Below are 17729 nucleotides of genomic sequence, written 5' to 3' on the forward strand. Positions count from 1 at the left end.
AGGGGTTCTTTCGGTGGGTGGGGCGGGTGGATCAGTCTTTTTTCTGGACCAGCGGGAGGACCTGCTTGAAGTCGCCTTCCTGGCCGGCCCACATCTGTTCGTAGTCCTTGGCCGTGAGGTAGCTGGTCTGCAGGCCCAGGTCCTTCATCTTCTGCACTACGGCCGGGTCTTCGATGGCCTTCTCAAGGGCAGCTTCGAGTTTCTTGGCAACGGCATCGGGGAGTCCGGCCGGTGCGGAGTAGCCACGGGCGGTGCCCGCTTCGACGTCGTATCCGGATTCCTTAAAGGTGGGCACGTCAGGCAGCGCCGGAGAGCGTTCGGCGCTCATGACACCCAGGACGCGGGCCTTGCCCTGCTTGGTGAGGTCGTTCACGTCGCTGACGTTGGCCACCAGGACGTCCACGTGCTTGCCGAGGAACGCGGTGGTTGCCTGCGAGGCCCCTTCGGAGAAGTGGACCGGGGCAAACTCGGAGCCGGTGACCTGCTGGATCTGGGCCAAGGCGAAGTGCTCGCCCGTCTGGATGCCGGTGGTGCTGGCGGTGAGGGACTTGGGGGTGGCCTTCTCGGCGTCCAGGAGTTCCTTCAGCGTCTTGTAGGGACTGTCCGGCTGCACGGCGATAACGGCGGGGTCAAAGACCTGCCGGCCCAACGGCTTGAAGCTGTCCCGGGTGTACTTTGCGCCGCGGGCGGGATCGAGCGGCGAGACGACGACGGACGGTGAGCCCGTCGCGCCGATGGTGTAGCCATCCGGCTTGGCGCTGGTCAGCGCTGTGTAGCCGATCTGGCCGCCTGCGCCGGGCTTGTTGACCACTTCGACCTTGGTGCCGAGTTCCTTCTCCAGGACGGGCTGGATCAGCCTGGCGGCCGTGTCCACGGCGCCGCCGGAGGAGAACGCGACGATCAGGTCGATGGACTTCCCCTTTTTCGGGAAGTCGGTGGCACCTGCGGTCGAGTTGGAGGCGCCGGCGTTGGCGTTGGCGCCGCAGCCGGTGAGGGCGATCAGGGATGCTGCTGCGAAGGCAGCAATGATTTTCTTGCGTGACAAGGGTCTTCTCCTTTGAAGTGATGCGGATGGAGCGGGGATGGGTGTTTGTTGGGGAGTCTTAGGCTTCGGGGTCCTCGGTGAGGGCTTTGGGCTTGCGGATTTTCAGCAGCGGGCTGCAGAGGATCAGCAGGCCGACGGCGATCAGCACGGCTGAGATTGGCCGGCTGAGGAAGACGCTGAAATCGCCCTGGGAAATCTCCAGCGATTCGCGCAGCGAGCGTTCCATCAGGGGGCCCAGCACCAGGGTGAGGACCATCGGGGCCAGCGGAATGTCGAGGTTCCGCAGTGCAAGGCCCAGGAGGCCGAAGCCGACCATGACGTAGACGTCGAAGACGCTGAAGTTGATGGTGTAGGCGCCGATGACCATGAACAGCAGGATCACGGCGGTCAGGATGGGGGTGGGGACGCGCAGGATGGAGGTCCACAGTCCCACCAGCGGAACGTTGAGCAGGAGCAGGATGACGTTTCCGATGAAGAGGCTGGCGATGATTGCCCAGGCAATATCCGAGTGCTCGGTGAACAGGCTGGGCCCCGGTGTGAGGCCCTGCTGGAGGAAGGCTCCCATCAGCACCGCAATGGTGGGCGATGCCGGGATGCCCAGGGTGAACAGCGGGATGAGTGCCGCGTTGGCGTGGGCGTTGTTGGCGGTTTCGGGGCCGGCCACACCTTCCACCGCGCCCTTGCCGAGCTCGTGGCGGAAGCGGGAAAACTTCTTCTCGGCGGCGTAGGACAGCAGGGAGGACACCGATCCGGTCATGCCCGGGATCAGGCCAAGGCCGAAGCCGACGCCGGTGCCGCGGGCCATGGACGGAGCGCTTCGCCGCCACTCGGTCCGCGATGGGAACAGCTGCCGGAAACCGGGAGCGTGGACGATGGGGGTTACGTCGTTCCGGCGGAAGGAGAGGATTTCCGAGAGCCCGAAGACACCCACGATGACGGCCACGAAGCTCACGCCGTCCAGAAGGTTGTCGATGCCAAAGGTGAAGCGGGGGGCGCCTGCCACGGGGTCGATGCCCACCATGGAGATCAGCAGGCCCAGCGCGCCGGAAATCACGGCCTTGACCAGGGATTTTCCGGCCAGGGCCACCAGCAGCGAGATCCCGACGACCATGAGCGCGAAGAACTCGGGCGGGCCGACCAGGAGTCCCATTTCACCGAGAGGCTTGGCCGCCGCCACCAGGCCTACGGTGGCGATGGTGCCGCCGATGAAGGACCCGACCGCGGCCAGCGTCAGCGCGGCCCCTGCCCTGCCGATCTTGGTCATGGCGTAGCCGTCGATGGTGGTAATCGCGGACGACGCTTCACCGGGGGTGTTCAGCAGGACGCTGGTGATGGTGCCGCCGTACTGGGTGCCGTAGAAGATGGCGCAGAGCATGATGATCGACCCCGCAGGGTCCAAATTCAGCGTGATCGGGATCAGCAGGGCCACGCCTGCCACTGGTCCTACACCGGGCAGGACCCCGATGATGGTGCCCAGCAAACAGCCGAGGAAGGCAAAAATCAGGTTCTGCCAGGTCATGGCGGTGGCAAAGCCGCCAAGGAGTTCATTGAGGGTTTCCATGCCTAAAGTCCGATCAGGTTCAGCGGAGCGAGTGACGAAACCGGGAGTGCCACGTTCAGGCCGTAGTTGAAGGCGTAAAAGGCGCCGACGCTCCCCGCCAGGGCGATGATCAGGGAGGGCACCCACGCCCGGTGTCCGCGGATTTTCAGGTGGTAGAGCAGGAACGCGAACATGCTCAGCTGGAAGCCCAGCAGGTCCATCACGGACGCCAGGATGACCAGGCTGGCCACGACGGAAATGACCACTCCTTTGTCCACACCTTCACCTCTGGCGCTCGGCCGGCGGAGTTCCTGGAGGAGCCAGACTGCCGACATCGCCACCAGGAGCGTCCCCATCGCGAAGGGGAACAGTCCGGCGCCCGGGCCCAAGGACGTCCAAAGGCCCAGGCCCAACGAGCTGACCAGGACGTAGATGCCGACGGCGGCGAAGGCGCCAATTCCCGCCAGCACACCGGGAGCAATCCGGATGGTGCTGCCTGCTTTCGTCGTGACTGACTCCGTTGTCATGAGCTTCCTTTTCACAGCGCGTCATTGCGTTTCACAGAATGAAACTATATTGCGTACTGAGAAATAGTGACAGGAGACACAGATGCTGTCAAGCGCAAGTAACCTTACATACAATGAAAGAATGGAAACCACGACTTCCACCCCGGCCAGCACGGCAGAAGAGAGCCCCAAGTCCTCGAACATGCGCTCCCTTTCGAGGGCCATGGAGGTCTTTGCCGAGCTGCAGCGGGCCGAGCGGCCGCAGCGGCTCAGTGATCTGGCGCGGAACTGCGGCATGAGCCTGCCCACCACGCTGAGGATCCTCCGGGTGCTGCAGGATTTCGGAATGGTGAGCCAAACGGACAAGTCCTACCGGATCGGCCCCGCCGTCCTGCCGGCGGCAAAGAGTTTCCTGGAAAACGATCCCTTGGCGGTCGCGGGACGTCCGGTTCTGCAGCAGCTCGCGGCCCAGACCGGAATGTCTGTTTCCCTGCACACCCGGCTCGGGTTTGAGCGGATCCTGGTGGCACGGGTTCAAGGCGAAGCGCCCATGCAGTATGACCTGCCCCTGGGTAAACGCCTCCCCCTGACTCGTGGCGCGGCCGGAAAGATCCTGATCGCGGGCGCCTCCGATGCCGAACTCCAGCAGGTGGTAGCGGCCGCTATCGCCTCCGGTCACGAGGAGCAGGGATTCACGGTTGAGGAACTGAAGTCACGGCTGCCCGAACCTGGTTGTGACTACGCCTATTCTGCGAATGAGCGTGTGGTTGGCGTGCTCTCCGTAGGGGTGGCATTGACGAACAGAGCCGGCCGCGCCAACGAATCAATGGCTTTGAACTGCCCAGCGGAGGCGACGACCGAGGAGAAGATCAAAGCCAACGTTCCGGAACTGCGCCGTGCCGCCAGGCGACTCTCCGAACTGCTGGAGGGCTCCGTCTACTGAGCGGCAGCCCTCCGGCCCACTGCAGGAAGGCGGACGACGGCGTCACGCACGGCACGCCTTCGGCCCACCCTTGGCGGGGGTACCCCGGAAACGCGGGCCACCGCCGTCGTACGCTGACTGAAAGCGTGCCCAGCGTGACGGACCTGCCGGAGAAGGGCTCCATGGGCAGGCGCGGGAAAAGGAGGAGACAGCCACCGGCTGTCCCCTCCTTTTCAGGTCGATGGTGAAGTTATGCGTGCAGGTTTCCGGCCCGGCCGGCCCTCGGCGCCTCAAGGTCCTCCAGCGAAGTGCCCTTGGTGTCGCTCGACATCAGGGTGGCCACCGCAGAGACCAGGCAGATGCCCAGCGTGGTCAAGCCGATCGTAAGCGGTACATTGGCGGATCCTGGAGGCGCGATCGCCGTGAAGATGCTGGGAAAGAACGAGGCAATCATGAGCCCGATGTTCTGCGATACCGCAAAACCGGTCACCCGGATCCGCATGGGGAACTGCTCCTGGAAGAACGTGGCGAACGTGGCGTTCCACATCTGGAAGAAGATGCCCTGCACGATTACCACGCAGACGAAGACCAGCGGAAGGCTTCCCTGCTCGATGGCCCACAGGTAAACGCCCACCAGCAGGCCTCCGACCATGCCGCCGGCCGCCATGAGCATCCGCCGGCCAACCCGGTCGCTCAGCGCGCCGAACAGCGGGATGGTCGCCACGGCCGCGATGTTGGCCACCAGCGTGACCCACAGGAACTCACTGCTTGAGAAGCCATTGCCGTAGCCCTTTTGGGTGGCGTAGGAGACACCGAAGATCAACGTGGCCATGCCGATGACGTTGGTGAAGGTCATGAGGACGCAGCGGACCAGGACCCCGGGGCGGGTGCGCAGGAGTTCCACGAGGGGAAAGCGGCGCTTGGTTTCACCGGCACCGGACTGCGCCACATACGTGGGCGGTTCCTGCACGCGGCGCCGGATGAAGTACCCGGCCAGGATCACGACGGCGCTGAGCAGGAACGGGATGCGCCAGCCCCAGCTGCCGAACTGGTCGGCCGGGAGGACTGCGGCGAGAGGGAGCAGGACCGCGGTGGCAAGGATGGAGCCCACCTGGGTGCCCTGCAGGCTGAAGCTTGCAAAGAAGCCGCGCTTGGCATCGGGAGAGTGCTCGACGATCATGGCACTGGCGCCACCCAATTCCCCGGCCACGGCAAAGCCCTGGATCAGGCGAAGGATCACCAGGAGCGCCGGCGCCAGGAGGCCTACTTGGCCGTACGTGGGCAGCAGCCCCACAGCGAAGGTCGCGAAGCCCATAAGCAGCATGGCGAAGACGAGCACCTTCTTGCGTCCGTGCCGGTCACCGTAGGCACCCAGGACGACGGCGCCCACCGGACGGGACACGTAGCCCACGGCATACGTGGCAAGGGAGGCGATGATCCCGACGGTTGGGTTCTCCGAAGGAAAGAAGATGGAGGGAAAGATCAGCGTTGCCGCCAATGAGTACAACGCGAAGTCGTAGTACTCCAGGGCGCTTCCGATCCAGCCGCTCATCGCCGCTTTCCGCGGATCCCGCGAAGGGGCGTCAACACCCTGGCTGGGAACGGCGACGCGGGTGGGGGTGGTGCTCATGTGCTTATGTCCTTCGTCTTCATTGGCAAGGAACCGGAACCGCTGGGCTCAGCAGGTGTTCTTGGCTGTGTCTGCGCCGGAATTGGTCCAACCGGACCTGAAGCGACAGCTCTTGAATCGATTCATCCAATATAGAAGGTGACCCCCGTTACGTCAACGGGCAAGCGTTATCCCCCATTCTCCCCGCGGTCCCGGCCGTTCCTCGGAAGGACCCTGCCTGCTACCGGCTGGCGTAATAGGCCGCAGCCATGTCCTGCTTGGCCCGACCCTGCTCCGACACCCGGTCCAACCTTGCGGCGAAAGCTTCCGCGCCGTCGAGCTTCACGCCCTGCTCAGCAGCCGCATCGACAATGAGGTGGGCATCCTTGCACGCCGTATCCACTGCGAAGGAGGCGGGGTCCAGGCCGTCTTCCATGATGAGGCCCATCTTGGTCCGCAAGTAAGGAAGGTCAAGGCCGCCGCCTTCGATCACGCCGAGGAACTGCTGCGGATCGACCCCAAGGGCTTCGGCGAGCGCAACCACTTCCCCGGCGGCGTTGGAGGCGGCGATGACCCAGCTGTTGACCACGAGCTTGAGGCGGGCTGCCGATCCGGTTGAGGCGTCTTCCCCAGTCCAGATGGTGCGGGCGCCGATGGCGTCGAGGACTTGCTCCACGCGCCGGCGCACAGCTTCGGGCGCGGCGGCAAGGACCAGCAGCTGGCCGGCTTCGGCAGGACCGCGCGTACCTGAGACCGGCGCCTCCACCAGGTCCAGGCCAAGCTCGCCGGCCAGGCCAGCCAGGACGGGTACGTCCCGCACGCCCACGGTGGTGGACTGAACCCAGGCCGTACCGGCCTTGAGCCCCGGGGCCGCGGAGCGCATGACCTGCTCCACCGCGGCGGCGTCGTACAGCATGGTCAGGACCACATCAACATCTGCCACTGCTTCGGCGGGGTTGGCGGCCCGGTGTGCGCCGTCTGCAGCCAGCGGTTCGGGTTTTGCCGGATCCCGGTTCCACACGGAGACGTCGTGACCGGCACGCAGGAGGTTGCGGGCCATGGCCGCCCCCATGATTCCGGTTCCCAGCACAGCCACTTTGAGCTTCGTATCCATTGAGCAGTCCTCCTTGGTCCAGGTTTGGCTTTCCCTACCAACTCAACGTCTCCAGGATTCACTCACTTATGCAAACAGCGTTCCAGCGGAATGTCGGCGCCCCCGCCTAGACTCGTACCCATGAGCGACAGCAACCAGGAAACAATCGGCAGCCCGGAACCCGAACCCAATGCAGGCCTCAACAGGGACCCGGAAGACTGGGTGACCGGGGACGAACCCATGACGGCGGCACAGCGCAGCTACCTCGACACGCTGGCGCGCGAGGCCGGGGAGGAACTGCCCGCGGACATGAGCAAGGCTGAGGCGTCAAAGCACATCGACCGGCTGCAGCAGCGCAGCAACCGCGTGGCCGGCGACGGGGCCGGCAGCTAGGCTGCCGGAGCCGCAACACGCTGACGACGGCGGCAGCGCAGGATGGTGCCTAAAGACAGGATTGCGCCAAAGACACCTGTGCGAAAGGCGACTGCCCAGCGGCGGCTACCGGAGGTTGGGTGACGAAAGCCCGCTGAAAAGGAGCCTTACCAGGCCTGGCACTCACGGGTGACGCCGAAGGGAACCGTCTCGCTGAGGTCAACGGTGAACTGGTTCACGCCGTGGCGGGTTACCAGGATGCCGTGGCGCTTGCCGCTGAGCGCATGGGCCTTAGCGGCTGCGACGGCGGCGTCGAGTTCGCTGTCCATGCTTTGGCGGTCGGACACGGTGAGGGTCAAGGGGAAGTTCATGGAGTTGCCTTTTGTTTCTTCGGGGGTGGTGGTCATGCACCGCCCTGCGCTCCCCCTGGCTGCATCGGCGGCGGACGCCTCAGCGCCTCGATCCATGGTGCCCGAGCATGCTTGAACCATCAACTTTACATAAAGCCCGCAGGTCAGGCGTCAGACTACCGGCCATGTCCTGACAATTACACCCCTGAAGCGCCGTCAATTAGAGTTGAACAGGAGTGGCAGTCGGTTTTCGAGGCCTCCGCCGCCTCCCGCAACCCGCTTTGCGGCATGACCCGAGCCATTATTGCGCGACCGCTGACTGTGCAACGACCTGACAAGGATTCCGCCATTTCCACCGACGCTCTTTTCGGCAATCTGACCAGGATCCGCAACCTCATCCTCCCCACCCCGGTGCGGAACGGATTGAACACGGGGCGCGGGCTGCTGGGCGGCTTCATCGTGGTCCATCTTGTCTTCCTGGTCTTCGCGGCTTCGCTCTCCCTGCGCGGCGAGGCGTTCAGTGACACCTTCATTTACCGCGACTGGGCCATGGCGGGGTTCAACGACGCCAACCTGAGGGGCGGCCCCAGCCCTTGGGTCTACCCCATCCTGGCGCTGATCCCCATGGCGATCGCAGGGCTGGCGGGACCTGCGCTGTTCTTCTTCGTCTGGGTCCTCATGACCACGCTCCTCAACGGCTGGGCGCTCCTGAAGCTGACGGATCGCGGCCGGAACAAACAGGCCATCCCTGCCGGTTGGTGGTGGCTGGTGTTCACCTTCCTGATGGGCTGGCTGGGCTTCGCCCGCGTTGACGGGCTGACCGCGCCGCTGGTCCTGGTTGCCTTGGCCTACGGCGTCCAGCGCCCGTTTGTTGCCTCGGTCCTGCTGGCCATCGGCACCTGGGTGAAAGTGTGGCCGGCGGCCATCATGCTGGCCCTCTTCGCCGTCGTGAAGAACCGCCTGCTGGTGGTGCTGGCAGGGGTGGTGACCACCGTCGGAGTGGTTGCGCTGGCAGCCGTGCTGGGCAGCGTTCCCAAGCTGTTGAACTTCCTCACGCAACAAGGTGACCGCGGAATGCAGCTCGAGGCCACCTTCACCACCCCCTGGCTCTGGCTTTCCGTCCTGAACGTGGGCGGCTCCCGCATGTACATGAATACGGACATCAACTCGATGCAGGTGGACGGGCCGGGCACCGCCATCCTGTCCGTCCTCATGCAGCCGCTCCTGGTCCTGGCCGCCGTACTGGTGGCCGGGCTGACCTTCTGGGCCCTGCACAACGGCAAGCAGCACAGGGTGGCCGGCGGTGTGGACCGCACCGAACTGCTCCTGGCCGGCGCGCTGACCCTGGCCACCGCCTTCGTGGTGTTCAACAAGGTGGGCTCCCCGCAGTTCATGGTGTGGCTGGGCCCCGCCGTCGCCGTCGGCCTTGCCCACAACTGGCGGGAATGGCGTGTCCCGGCACTGATGCTGATCGCCATCGCCGTGGCCACGTACTTCATCTACCCCCTCTTCTACGATGCCCTCAGCCACAACAACCCCTGGATGGCGCTGGTGCTGACCATCCGCAACGTCCTGCTGGTGGTGCTGTTCCTGTGGAGCGTCCGGCGCCTTTACTCGCTGGGCAAGAAGACGGCCGCACCTGCCCCCGCGCTCAAGGAGACCTAAGATTTCCACGAGGTTCTTTGACCGCCTGGTGACGGTCCGCACCAAACTGCTCCCGGCAAAAGTGGTGGACTGGTTCGCCCGCCCGTCCAGTGTCTGGTGGGGCTTCGCCGTCGTCCATCTCTATTTCCTGGGCTGGATGGCGTCCTTCTTCCTGAACGGCGATACGTTCAGCGACACCGAGCAGTACCGGCAGTGGGCCATGGACGGCTACAACCCGGCGGACCTGACCGGCAAGATCAGCCCCTGGGTCTATCCGGTGCTGGCGCAGATCCCCATCTTCCTCGCCAACCTTGCCGGGCCCAGTCTCTACCTCCTGGTCTGGTTCCTGATCATCGCGGCGCTCAACGCCGTCGGCCTGCTCTACCTCACCCGGGGCCCCCGGAAAGTGACGGGCGTTGCGCCGGCCTGGTGGTGGCTGTTCTTCACGGTCTTCATGGGCTACCTGAGCTTCGCCCGGGTGGAAGGCATCACGGCCCCGATCGTGCTGATCGCCCTGCTCTACGCCGCCGAACGGCCCGTGGTGGCGGGCCTTCTGCTCAGCATTGCCACGTGGATCAAGGTGTGGCCGGCCGCCGTCCTGGTGCCCATCGTCATCGCAAGCCACAAGCGCCTCCAGGTGGTGCTCGCCGGCGTTGCCGTCACCGCCGTCGTGGGCCTGGGGACGTGGCTGTCCGGCGGCCTCCCGCACATCATGGACTTCCTCCTGAACCAGGGCGAGCGCGGCATGCAGCTCGAGGCAACGTTCTCCACCCCCTGGGTCTGGTTGAGCGTGTTCCATATCGCCGGTTCGAAAATGGCGGACAACACGGCCATCAACTCCACCGAGGTCTACGGGCCGGGAGCCAGCACCGCGGCGTTCCTCATGCAGCCGCTGCTGATCCTCGCCGCCGTCACCGCGGCCATCCTGCTGGTGCGGGCCATGCGCCGCGGCGCGGAGCGTGAGGAACTCTTCCTTGAGGGTTCGCTCATGATGGTCACCGCGTTCATTGTGTTCAACAAGGTGGGCTCGCCGCAGTTCATCATCTGGCTGGCCCCGGTGATCATTGCGGGCCTGACGCACGACTGGGAGCGGTGGAAAGTCCCGGCGGCCCTGCTCATGGGCATCGCCATGACAACCTTCGTGATCTACCCCCTGTTCTACACCCCGCTCATCCACGCCCACCCGGTCATGGCCGCCATCCTCACCACCCGCAACGTGCTCCTGGTGGTGCTGCTGTGGTGGTCGGTGAAGCGGACGGCCGAGCTGGGACGGAAGACTGCAGCGACGGTTCCGGCGGGAGCCTAAGGGGCTTCGCGGCGTTCGACGGCGGCGCTGTCGCCCTGGCGGGCGGCCGCTGCCCGGCGCTGGGCCCGGCGTTCCAGAGCCCACTCCCAGCCCCGGCGGGCCAGGTCCAGCGGTTTGCCTTCGATGAGCAGTTTGCGCGTGTGGACGTCCAAAACCAGCAGGTAGAACGTGAACGCCAGGGCGGTGAAGAACGCCAGGGACGAGGCGTCGATGGGCAGTTCCACGAAGGACCAGACCGAGAGTTGGTCCTGGGCGCCGAACACGACAAAGAACGTCACGCCCACGTACAGCGACCGGATCTGCCAGTCGTCCCGGATCCCGGTGACGGCAAGGAACGGCAGGAACCACAGGATGTACCAGGGCTGGATGATGGGCGAGAGCATCACGACGGCGGTGAACGCCAGGGCCATCCGGCGCACCGCCCGGGAGTAGTCGCCGCGGAACATCAGCAGCAGGACCAGGGCGATGGCGGCCCACTTCATGGCGGTCCGCAGCCACGTGGCCAGCGTCCCGCCGGGCAGTCCCAGCGCGTTGGCGAGCATCTCCACCTGTTGGCCGAGGAAGCCTGACGGTGAGTAGCCGGTGTAGCCGGGGGTGGGATCCATGATGGCCCAGGTCCATCCGATGCCCAGATTGAATGGGATGCCGCTGAGGACCAGGACGCCGAAGCTGATGCCCGCCGTCGCGGCCCACATCAGGAACTTGCGCGGCCAGGTGGCGGAAGGACCGGCCCACATGATGCCGATGAACGGCAGCAGCAGCACGGTAATGGGCTTGATGCCGATGGAGGCGGTGACCAGGAGGATGCCAAGCAGGTAGCGGCGGGTGGCGGCGAGGTACACGCCCGCGACGGCGAGACCCACCATCAGGGCGTCATTGTGGGCGCTGGCGATGAAGCTGATCAGGAAGAGCGGGTTGGCCACGGAGATCCAGAGGGCGCGCGCACCGTTGATGCCGTGCAGTTCGGCCAGTTTGGGCACGTAGATGACGCACAGCAGCACCCCGACGCCGGCCAGCAGCCGGAAGAGCAGGACGGACGCGTCCGGCTGGGCTCCCGTCAGTCCCACCACCGCCCGCGCCAGCCACAGGAAGTAGGGGCCGTAGGGGGTCCGGTTTTCGGCCCAGGCGGGATCGGCGCCCAGGGCGAACCAGTTGTTGAGGGTGGAAATGCCCACCTCGTACGGGTTCTGGCCCTCCATCACCAGCCTGCCTTGGCCCGTGTACGCGTAGACGTCGCGGGAAAAGACCGGCACGCAGAACAGCAGGGGCAGGGACCACGCGGAGATGGCCACCACCACGGAACGCAGGGACGACTGTCCCCAGTCCCCCAGCCGCTGGCCCAGGCGCAGCCACGAGCGCATCAGCAGCATGGCGCCGGCCGTCAGCAGCACAGTGGACACCGCCACCCCCCAGCCTTCGGTGCGGAGCGCGATCACCACAGGCTGGCGGATCATGGGGGAACCGTTGGCGATCCAGCCCGTTCCGATGGAGCCGACGAACATCATGAGGGCGCCGATGAAACCCTCGAGGGTTGCCAAGTAGGCACGACCCTTGGCAGGCATGGAAGCGCCGGCCGACGTGCCCGGCCTGCTTTCCGATGTCCTGAGGTGCGACCCGCCTGCCGTCATGATTGTGTGGTCCCCTACTTCGTTACGGCACTGCTCGCCCCAGCTTCACAAGGCCGCCCTGCAACCCGGTCATTTTATCAGCCATACTTACTGCCTCTTCAGGGCCCCGGGGTAGTGTTGCATGCGCAGCCGATATCACCGGCGCACTCCCTCCACCCCCATTGTCTTCCATGGCAGGGCGGGACCCGGCGCACCGTGGCGCACAGAAACATTGCACACCGCTCTCCCAGAGCCAAGTCCCCTGGAGCCGCTCCTTGGCCGTCGCTGACCGCACCCGTCCCCTTCGGCAACCGATCACAGTCCTCACCGCCCTGCGTTCCCCGCGGCAGCTCAGCCGCGAGGTCCTGGCCGGGATGGTCACCACGCTCGCACTGGTTCCGGAAGTCATTTCATTTTCGATCGTGGCCGGTGTCGATCCCATGGTGAGCCTTGTCGCCTCCATCGTGCTGGCCCTGGCCATGTCCGCCCTGGGTGGCCGACCGGGTGTGGTGACCGCGGCCGCCGGTTCCGTCGCCCTGGTGATCGCCCCGCTGGTCCACGGGCACGGCGTCGAGTACGTCCTGCCCACAGTGCTCCTTGCCGGCGTGATCCAGATTGTCTTTGGCCTGGCCGGGCTGGCGAGGCTGATGCGGTTCATTCCACGGTCGGTGATGATCGGGTTCGTCAACGCCCTGGGCGTGCTGATCTTCATGGCGCAGGTGCCCCATGTCCTCAACGTCCCCTGGCTCGCCTACGCCCTGTTCGCCCTGACGTTCGCCATCATCTTCATCCTGCCCCGGTTCACCAAGGTGGTCCCGTCGCCCCTGGTGGCCATCGTCGTCGTCACCGCAATCGTCATCATCGCCGGCCTCACCGTTCCGAGCGTCTCGGACGAAGGCCCGCTCACGGGCAAGCTGCCCGGAATCACGCCATTCCTTTTTCCGGTAAACCTTGAGACCTTCCAGCTGGTCCTGCCCACGGCGCTGAGCGTGGCCTTCGTCGGACTCATGGAAACCCTCCTCACGGCGAAGCTCGTGGACGACATCACAGAGACCCCTTCGCACAAGGGCCGCGAGTCCTGGGCACTGGGCGTCTCGAACATCCTTGCCGGCTTCTATGGGGGCATCGCCGGCTGCGCCATGATCGGGCAGACCGTCCTCAACGTGAAGACCGGCCAGGCCCGCACCCGCATTTCGACACTCGTGGCCGGGCTGTTCCTGCTGGCACTGGTGACCGGGCTCAGCTCGATCATGGGCCAGATTCCCATGGTGGCCCTTGCCGCGGTGATGATGGTGGTTGCCGTGACCACCGTCGACTGGCACAGCGTGAAGCCGTCCACCCTGAAGCGGATGCCGGTGCCCGAGACGCTGGTCATGGTGGTCACCGTCGCCGTCGTGGTCTTCACGGGGAACCTGGCCTACGGTGTGCTGGTGGGCGTCATCCTGGCGATGGTGCTGTTCGCCCGCCGGGTGGCCCACGTCATCACGGTGGATCGGACCCTGGCGGACGACGGTGGAACCGTCCGCTACGACGTGGTGGGGCCGCTGTTCTTCGGAAGCAGCAATGACCTGGTGGAGCAGTTCGCGTACGCCGACGATCCCGCCTCGGTGACCATCGACCTCAGCCGCGCGCAGATCTGGGACGCCTCAACCGTCGCCGCGCTCGACTCCATCGAAACCAAGTACGCGGACCACGGAGCCACGGTGGCGATCGAAGGCCTCGACGAACGCAGCACCGGCTTCCACCGACGTCTCACGGGACACCTGGGCGCCTGAGCGGAACCTCACCCCCGGCATGCGGAAGAGGCGGGGCTGCAGACTGCCGCCCCGCCTCGTTTTTCCAGGCGTGCCTAGGAAAAGCGGCCGGGCCGGAACGTCGCCAGCATGGGGTGCTTCCTGCCCATCAGGATCTCACCGGCCAGCAGTTCGCCGGCGATGAGTCCCAAGGTGGCACCGGAGTGCGTAAAGGCGACGAAGCAGCCCGGTACCTGGCCCAGTTCGCCCAGGACCGGCTCGCCGTCGCCCGGGATCGGCTTGTAGCCCATCTTCCAGGAGGCCGGCTTGAGTTCCGGGTTGCCGGCCACCAGCTTGGAGGCCTCGTCGGCCAGTTCCTGCACCACGTCGTCCGGAATGGTGAAGGAGCCGTCCGCGTGCTCAGTGATGTGCTCCTCGTACCAGTCGTGGTCCAGGGCGAACGTGCCGCCCGGGTTGGGCCGCAGCGCGGCCCGGGGGGTGTTCATCACGGCGGTGACCTCGTGCTGCACCTGCTTGGTCACCACCAGCATGGAGACGGGCGAACCGTTGGGAATGTGCACACCCAGGGGTTCGACGACGGCGGGCGTCGCTGCGCCGCAGGCCACCAGAACGGCGTCGGCCGGGTACGTCCCGCCCGCCGCGGTTTCCACCCCGGCGGTCCTGCCACCCTCCACCATGACGGAGGCCTTGCCGGCGTTGAGCACCAGCTCGCCGCCGCGGGCGTGGAACTCCTCCATCAGGAAGTCGATCAGGTCCGGCAGGCTCACCCAGCCTTCGCCGGGGTTGAAGATGGCCTTGTCCGTGACGGCGCTGGAATCGACGCCGGGGGTAGCCGAGGCGATCTCCTCCGAGGCAAGCAGCTTCGAGTCATAGCCAATGGACTTCTCGTAGGCATGCCGCGCCTCCGTGGCGTCGGCCTGGCCGGCCGCGTTCCACATGAGGCCGCCGCCGAACTGGAGCCACTCCCGCTTGGGGTCCGAGGCGAAGAGGGTGCGGTAGCGGTCCACGCCGGCAACACGCAGCTGGTGGTACGGGGTGGACCGTTCGCCGGCGGAGTTGAGCCAGGACAGCGAGCGGCCGCTGGCTTCGCTGGCGAGTCCGCGCTCGGTCAGCAGGATCACGGAGGCGCCTTCGCGGAGCAGGTGCACGGCAGTGGAAACGCCCAGGATGCCGCCGCCGATGATCGCGACGCGCTTGGAAGCTGGAGCAGAGGACATTGGTGTCCCTTTCTGTGGAATTCGTGGTTGGGATGGACGCGAACGGTGCGTCAACGGAACAGAGCGCGGGCAGTCAGGCCAGGGCGTGGATGCCCTCGATGACCTTCAGGACTTCGAGCGGACCGGCGGGATCCACCGGCAGCGGTCCGTTCCCGCGAAGGGCGGCGGCCAGCTGCACGTAGAACTGCGGGTAGTCGCCGCGCTCGGCAGGAACGGGACGCGTTGCTCCATCGACCCCCAAGAGCCCCCAACGCTCCTGGGGATCGATGCCATAGGCCGGGTCCGACGGCGGGATCCCCGCTGCGAGGGCAGGTTCCTGCCCGTCGAGTCCCCATTTGGTGTAGGCGGCCTGCGAGCCAAGGATGTGGAAGCGGGCGCCCGCCTGGGCAGCCATGCCGTTCATCCACAGGCGTGAGCGGACGCCGGATGCGTGCAGCAGGGACACGAAAGCCTCAGTGTCGGCTGCGTCCGGATGCGGGCCGCGGTTGGCGGTCTCGCCGTAGCTCTGATCCACCGGGCCGAACAGCTGGATGGCCTGGTCGATCAGGTGGGCGCCCAGGTCGTGGAGGATCCCGCCGCCTTCGGCCAGGGATACCGTGTCCCGCCAATTTCCAAAGCCTTCCGGCCGCCACCATTCGAAACGTGACTCGAAGCTGCTGACCTGACCCAGCGCTCCGGAGGCCAGGACCTTCCGGAGGGTCAGGAAGTCCGCGTCCCACCGGCGGTTCTGGAACACCGTAAGCCGCACCCCGGCGTCGTCCGCCCTGCTGATCAGTTCCTCCCCCAAGGCGGACGTGGGCACGAAAGGCTTGTCCACCACCACGTGCAGGCCGTGGGCGATGGCCGCTGCCGCCAGCCCGAAGTGGGTGTGCGGCGGGGTGCCCAGGATGACCAAATCCAGGTCGGCGGACAGGACGAAGAGCTCCTCCGGGGTTCCGACAATCCGTGCCTGCGGGTAGAGGCGTGCCGCCTCCGCAGCCCGTTCCGGCTGCGCCGTCACGATCACGTCAAGCGAGAAATCCGGGTTGGCCGCAATCAGCGGCGCGTGGAACACCTTGCCGGAGATCCCAAAGCCGACGACGGCGGTCCGGATGGGTGCCGCTGCAACAGTGCGCATCAGAGCACCTCGGAGAGGAAGCGTTGGAGGCGTTCGCTGCGGGGGTTGTCGAAAAGTTGGGTGGGAGTTCCTGCTTCGACCACTTCGCCTTCATCCATGAAGACCACCTGGTCTGCGACTTTGCGGGCGAATCCCATTTCGTGGGTGACCACGAGCATGGTCATGCCGCGGCGGCCCAGGCCGGCCATGAGGCTCAGGACGCCTTTGACCAGTTCGGGGTCCAGGGCACTGGTGGCTTCGTCGAAGAGCATGACTTCGGGTTCCATGGCCAGGGCCCGGGCGATGGCGACGCGCTGCTGCTGGCCGCCGGAGAGGTCGCGGGGGCGGTGGTCGGCGCGTTCGGCGAGACCTACCTCGGCAAGGCGCTGGCGGGCTTTGGCCATGGCCTGGGCTTTGGGCATCCCCTTGACGGCCCAGAGTGCCAGGGCCACGTTTTCTTCGGCGGTGTGGTCCGGGAAGAGGTTGAAGTGCTGGAAGACCATGCCGATCCGGGTGCGCAGCGTGTCCGGGTTGCTGCCCAGGGTGCTGTCTCCGGCCAGGAGCACATCGCCGCCTTTGGGCTCGTGGAGCCGGTTGATGCCGCGCAGCAGGGTGGACTTGCCGGAGCCGGAGGGGCCGATGATGCAGGTGGTGGTGCCCGGGGCGACCGTGAGGCTGACGTTGCGCAGGACCTCGATGTCGCCGTAGGCCATGGTCAGGTTGCGCAGTTCCAGGGACGAGCCGTGGAACGTTGGGGCTTCCTGGCCGCTGGTGGTGTCTTTGGTGGGGGTGGTCATGTGTTGCTCCCGGTGGTGAGCGGCGAAGCGGAGGCGAGTTCCTTGACTTCCTTCAGCCCGCTGGTGGGCGGTACGGGGCGGCGGCGGCCGGTGCGGAACTTGTTGTCGAAGTAGTTGACCAGGTGGGTCAGCGGGACGGTGATCACCAGGTAGAACAGGCCCGCGGCGACCAGGGGTGAGAGGTTGCCGGAGAGCACGGCGGCGTCCTGGCCCACGCGGAACAGTTCGCGTTCGCTGACCAGCAGGCCCAGGAAGTAGACCAGGGAGGAGTCCTTGACGATGGCGATGAACTGGTTCACCAGGGCCGGGAGGACCCGGCGGACGCCCTGCGGGACCACCACCAGGGCCATGGACTTGGCGTAGCTCATGCCCAGGGCGCGGCAGGCCTCGCCCTGGCCCTTGTCCACGCTAAGGATGCCGGCGCGGAAGATTTCGCCGATGTAGGCGCTGGCGATCAGGCTAAGCGCGATGATGCCGAGTGGGTAGGGGGACGGGCCGAAGATCGACTGGCTCAGGCGTGCGAAGCCCTGGCCGATCAGCAGGATGGTCAGGATGGCCGGCAGGCCACGGAACAGGTCGGTGTAGATCCGGGCCGGGATGCGCAGCCACTTGGACGGTGAGATGCCCATGACGGCCACCACCATTCCCAGCACCGTGCCAAGGACGGTGGCGGCAATGGAAATGATCAGCGTGTTCAGCAGGCCGACCGCCAGCAGTTGGGGCAGGACCTCGGCCATAGCGCCGAAGTCAAAGAAAGTTCGGATGATGGTGTTGAACCAGTCCATGATTGCTCTCAGACGTTGATTGGGTGAAGGTGCCGGGCGCGCCGCGGGCTGCAGCCCGCCCGGCAATGTGCTGAAGCCTTGCTGGC

16 protein-coding genes are annotated in these 17729 nt (G+C 65.9%); 5 read left to right on the forward strand and 11 right to left on the reverse strand.

Going from position 1 to position 17729, the window contains the following annotated elements; all coding sequences use genetic code 11:
• Positions 1-31: 31 nt before the first annotated feature.
• The 3 genes from ACETK3_RS15335 to ACETK3_RS15345 are packed head-to-tail and all read right to left on the reverse strand — an operon-like array spanning position 32 to position 3112.
• Entirely contained in the window at positions 32-1045 is a 1014-nt protein-coding gene (locus ACETK3_RS15335) for a tripartite tricarboxylate transporter substrate binding protein (protein WP_236800464.1), read from the reverse strand.
• A gap of 58 nt (positions 1046-1103) precedes the next feature.
• Positions 1104-2606, reverse strand: coding sequence for a tripartite tricarboxylate transporter permease (locus ACETK3_RS15340; protein WP_236800463.1), 1503 nt, complete (start codon positions 2604-2606; stop codon positions 1104-1106).
• A 2-nt stretch (positions 2607-2608) separates the two neighbouring features.
• Positions 2609-3112: a tripartite tricarboxylate transporter TctB family protein gene (locus ACETK3_RS15345; RefSeq protein ID WP_236800462.1), complete on the reverse strand. Its 504-nt coding sequence runs from the start codon at positions 3110-3112 to the stop codon at positions 2609-2611.
• 121 nt (positions 3113-3233) lie between these two features.
• Here ACETK3_RS15345 and ACETK3_RS15350 point away from each other — a divergent pair, with 121 nt between their 5' ends.
• Positions 3234-4034 (forward strand): IclR family transcriptional regulator, encoded by an 801-nt coding sequence (locus ACETK3_RS15350; protein ID WP_236820910.1) that lies wholly within the window; start codon positions 3234-3236, stop codon positions 4032-4034.
• A gap of 229 nt (positions 4035-4263) precedes the next feature.
• Here the strand turns inward: ACETK3_RS15350 and ACETK3_RS15355 are convergent, their stop codons facing one another.
• Positions 4264-5643, reverse strand: a complete 1380-nt coding sequence (locus ACETK3_RS15355; protein ID WP_236820909.1) for an MFS transporter — start codon at positions 5641-5643, stop codon at positions 4264-4266.
• A 220-nt stretch (positions 5644-5863) separates the two neighbouring features.
• Positions 5864-6736: an NAD(P)-dependent oxidoreductase gene (locus tag ACETK3_RS15360; RefSeq protein WP_237429374.1), complete on the reverse strand. Its 873-nt coding sequence runs from the start codon at positions 6734-6736 to the stop codon at positions 5864-5866.
• Positions 6737-6856: 120 nt separating this feature from the next.
• On the opposite strand from ACETK3_RS15360, the gene ACETK3_RS15365 reads away from it, so the two are divergent.
• Entirely contained in the window at positions 6857-7108 is a 252-nt protein-coding gene (locus ACETK3_RS15365) for a DUF3072 domain-containing protein (RefSeq protein ID WP_237429373.1), read from the forward strand.
• A gap of 146 nt (positions 7109-7254) precedes the next feature.
• On the opposite strand, the gene ACETK3_RS15370 is transcribed toward ACETK3_RS15365, so the two are convergent.
• Positions 7255-7458: a hypothetical protein gene (locus ACETK3_RS15370; RefSeq protein WP_236820908.1), complete on the reverse strand. Its 204-nt coding sequence runs from the start codon at positions 7456-7458 to the stop codon at positions 7255-7257.
• 300 nt (positions 7459-7758) lie between these two features.
• Here ACETK3_RS15370 and ACETK3_RS15375 point away from each other — a divergent pair, with 300 nt between their 5' ends.
• Together ACETK3_RS15375 and ACETK3_RS15380 are read left to right on the forward strand one after the other, a co-directional pair.
• On the forward strand, positions 7759-9102 hold the full coding sequence (locus ACETK3_RS15375) for a glycosyltransferase 87 family protein (RefSeq protein ID WP_373993159.1): 1344 nt from the start codon (positions 7759-7761) through the stop codon (positions 9100-9102).
• Between the two features lie 28 nt (positions 9103-9130).
• Positions 9131-10387 carry a DUF2029 domain-containing protein gene (locus tag ACETK3_RS15380; RefSeq protein ID WP_236820907.1) on the forward strand — a complete coding sequence of 419 codons (1257 nt, stop codon included), beginning with the start codon at positions 9131-9133 and terminating at the stop codon, positions 10385-10387.
• On the opposite strand, the gene mptB is transcribed toward ACETK3_RS15380, so the two are convergent.
• Positions 10384-12015, reverse strand: a complete 1632-nt coding sequence (gene mptB, locus ACETK3_RS15385) for a polyprenol phosphomannose-dependent alpha 1,6 mannosyltransferase MptB (protein WP_306968447.1) — start codon at positions 12013-12015, stop codon at positions 10384-10386. The two genes, ACETK3_RS15380 and mptB, sit on opposite strands and share 4 nt — an antisense overlap.
• A 170-nt stretch (positions 12016-12185) precedes the next feature.
• On the opposite strand from mptB, the gene ACETK3_RS15390 reads away from it, so the two are divergent.
• Positions 12186-13769, forward strand: coding sequence for a SulP family inorganic anion transporter (locus ACETK3_RS15390; protein ID WP_373462138.1), 1584 nt, complete (start codon positions 12186-12188; stop codon positions 13767-13769).
• A 74-nt stretch (positions 13770-13843) separates the two neighbouring features.
• On the opposite strand, the gene ACETK3_RS15395 is transcribed toward ACETK3_RS15390, so the two are convergent.
• From ACETK3_RS15395 to ACETK3_RS15410, 4 genes are all read right to left on the reverse strand, one after another.
• Complete coding sequence (locus tag ACETK3_RS15395) at positions 13844-14965, reverse strand: FAD-binding oxidoreductase (RefSeq protein WP_237429370.1); 1122 nt, start codon at positions 14963-14965, stop codon at positions 13844-13846.
• Positions 14966-15038: 73 nt separating this feature from the next.
• Positions 15039-16082 carry a Gfo/Idh/MocA family oxidoreductase gene (locus tag ACETK3_RS15400; protein WP_236820903.1) on the reverse strand — a complete coding sequence of 348 codons (1044 nt, stop codon included), beginning with the start codon at positions 16080-16082 and terminating at the stop codon, positions 15039-15041.
• The gene (locus ACETK3_RS15405) at positions 16082-16858 is read right to left on the reverse strand and encodes an amino acid ABC transporter ATP-binding protein (protein WP_272912535.1); all 777 of its coding nucleotides are present in this window, start codon (positions 16856-16858) and stop codon (positions 16082-16084) included. Before ACETK3_RS15405 ends, ACETK3_RS15400 begins: the two co-directional genes overlap by 1 nt.
• On the reverse strand, positions 16855-17643 hold the full coding sequence (locus ACETK3_RS15410; RefSeq protein ID WP_236820902.1) for an amino acid ABC transporter permease: 789 nt from the start codon (positions 17641-17643) through the stop codon (positions 16855-16857). The genes ACETK3_RS15405 and ACETK3_RS15410 overlap by 4 nt, the downstream gene beginning before the upstream one ends.
• Positions 17644-17729 lie beyond the last annotated feature (86 nt).

Origin of the sequence: Arthrobacter sp. E44 (assembly GCF_041877125.1) — a bacterium.
Lineage (GTDB): Bacteria > Actinomycetota > Actinomycetes > Actinomycetales > Micrococcaceae > Arthrobacter.

Coding starts and splice junctions, on each gene's coding strand:
- ACETK3_RS15405 (WP_272912535.1), bottom strand. CDS start 16,858: ATGACCACCCCCACCAAAGACACCACCAGCGGCCAGGAAGCCCCAACG.
- ACETK3_RS15410 (WP_236820902.1), bottom strand. CDS start 17,643: ATGGACTGGTTCAACACCATCATCCGAACTTTCTTTGACTTCGGCGCT.
- ACETK3_RS15365 (WP_237429373.1), top strand. CDS start 6,857: ATGAGCGACAGCAACCAGGAAACAATCGGCAGCCCGGAACCCGAACCC.
- ACETK3_RS15395 (WP_237429370.1), bottom strand. CDS start 14,965: ATGTCCTCTGCTCCAGCTTCCAAGCGCGTCGCGATCATCGGCGGCGGC.
- ACETK3_RS15340 (WP_236800463.1), bottom strand. CDS start 2,606: ATGGAAACCCTCAATGAACTCCTTGGCGGCTTTGCCACCGCCATGACC.
- ACETK3_RS15345 (WP_236800462.1), bottom strand. CDS start 3,112: ATGACAACGGAGTCAGTCACGACGAAAGCAGGCAGCACCATCCGGATT.
- ACETK3_RS15390 (WP_373462138.1), top strand. CDS start 12,186: ATGGCAGGGCGGGACCCGGCGCACCGTGGCGCACAGAAACATTGCACA.
- ACETK3_RS15400 (WP_236820903.1), bottom strand. CDS start 16,082: ATGCGCACTGTTGCAGCGGCACCCATCCGGACCGCCGTCGTCGGCTTT.
- mptB (WP_306968447.1), bottom strand. CDS start 12,015: ATGACGGCAGGCGGGTCGCACCTCAGGACATCGGAAAGCAGGCCGGGC.
- ACETK3_RS15355 (WP_236820909.1), bottom strand. CDS start 5,643: ATGAGCACCACCCCCACCCGCGTCGCCGTTCCCAGCCAGGGTGTTGAC.
- ACETK3_RS15350 (WP_236820910.1), top strand. CDS start 3,234: ATGGAAACCACGACTTCCACCCCGGCCAGCACGGCAGAAGAGAGCCCC.
- ACETK3_RS15370 (WP_236820908.1), bottom strand. CDS start 7,458: ATGAACTTCCCCTTGACCCTCACCGTGTCCGACCGCCAAAGCATGGAC.
- ACETK3_RS15360 (WP_237429374.1), bottom strand. CDS start 6,736: ATGGATACGAAGCTCAAAGTGGCTGTGCTGGGAACCGGAATCATGGGG.